Annotated in this window: 2 protein-coding genes and 1 pseudogene; all 3 read right to left on the bottom strand. The window is 28.9% G+C overall.

What is annotated here, in order from left to right; all coding sequences use genetic code 11:
- Nucleotides 1-118 precede the first annotated feature (118 nt).
- The gene (locus tag EZH24_RS14270; protein WP_161976160.1) at nucleotides 119-256 is read right to left on the bottom strand and encodes a hypothetical protein; all 138 of its coding nucleotides are present in this window, start codon (nucleotides 254-256) and stop codon (nucleotides 119-121) included.
- 610 nt (nucleotides 257-866) lie between these two features.
- The gene (locus EZH24_RS11535; RefSeq protein ID WP_236847220.1) at nucleotides 867-1,073 is read right to left on the bottom strand and encodes a hypothetical protein; all 207 of its coding nucleotides are present in this window, start codon (nucleotides 1,071-1,073) and stop codon (nucleotides 867-869) included.
- Between the two features lie 69 nt (nucleotides 1,074-1,142).
- Nucleotides 1,143-1,585 (bottom strand): annotated as a pseudogene (locus EZH24_RS11530) (ATP-binding protein); the annotation flags it as partial.

The raw sequence follows: 1,585 nt of genomic DNA, 5'->3' as shown, positions 1-1,585 counted from the left end.
TATATTTTTTCTATTTTTACTTTTTCTAAAAATTTATTCATGGTTTCAAAAGCGTCATAAACTTTTTTGTATTCTTCGTCTTTATGTCTCAAATAAATAGTCGCATTTATATTTATCATTATTCTTCCCAAAGCAATACAACTACTCTTTTATTTTCATCATATTTATCCCTATCATAAATAGCGCTGCTTATAATGTTTTCAGATACGTTACAGCCATTAAACTCATAACATGGAAATCTAACTTTAACTTCCAAATCCTCATTCAGATTTTTTAGTTCTTCTATCGCAACATGCGGGCAGTCGCCTGCTACATTCTGCGACATTAGAATTGGTTTTTAACGCTTCATTTTGCGACATTAAAAACCGTAATTTTTTAATAATTTTCAAGCGATTTTGTAATATTAGTTTTTTCTATAATATGCATTGAAAAATAATTTTTAGTTTTGAGAGGATAAAAAAACGATAAAAAATGCAGTCGCAATTCAAAATTTGAATGCCCTTAATTAAAGCGTAGAGGCTATTTTTAACGGTTTTTTGGGCTTCATGGTATGGTTTTAGGCATGCCGTTAAAAAACTGCGAAAATCGGCTGTTTTTTAAAATTCGATTTTTGAAAGAATTTTTTGAGATAATTTTAATAATTTTTTTAAAAAAATTCAAGATTTTTTTTGAATAATTTTTTAATTTTTAAAATTAAAATTTAAATTTTTAAGTTTCAAAAAAAAGAAAAAGAAAAATTTAAAATTTAAAGAGAAAGAGAAGTAGTATTGTATTAGTATTTAAAGCAAAAACCGTGCCAAAAATCATGCCTAATTTATCATATTTTTTATAGATTTTACATAAATAATAAAACATTTAATACAATTTTACAATTTTAACGCAACATGCGGGCAGTCGCCTTCGCTTTCAATTCTTTTGATATGGTCGACATGCTCGGCGAAATTATGGCAGTCGTCAAAGTTTTTACAAAGCGGATGTTCGGCTAAATACATTTCCCTAAACACTTTCCACCTCTTGCTTTGATACCTTTTATACGCTTTTTCGCATCTACGGATTGTTGCCTTTCTTCTCATTTTTAATTACCTCAATTTTTATCAACTATTTATAAACAATTTATTAACATTGTTAACAGATTATTAACATTAAGCCAAACTTTGATTGGCTTGATTTCTTCCGACTTTTACGGGCAGTCGCCTTAATTCCACTTCCACAATTTTTAATCCTAATAATCTGCTCGTTATTCTACCGCTTATAAACGAAGCTTCATGCCTTTTATTTCCGTTCTTTAAGCCGTTAAGTAAATCGTCATAGGTTTTATTGGAAGATAAAATAATTGGTTTTTCTTCTTTTCTGCGATTATCAAATATTTCGTAATATCCGTTTACCGCGCTTGAAAATCCCACGCTGTCTATATCGTCTATGAGCAAAATATCCGACTTCTTCGCGCTTTCTATCTTTGAATCGATAGAGGCTTTTATATTTTCCTTGCTCGCATTTACATTAAACAAGTTTTTATATAGCCCTTCAAAATGATTTGCTTTTAGATAAAACACATTTATTTTATTCATTGCATAAATCTGCCATA

The organism is Brachyspira catarrhinii, from assembly GCF_005518285.1.
Taxonomy (GTDB): domain Bacteria; phylum Spirochaetota; class Brachyspiria; order Brachyspirales; family Brachyspiraceae; genus Brachyspira; species Brachyspira catarrhinii.
This window is presented reverse-complemented; position numbering and strand designations above follow the sequence as displayed.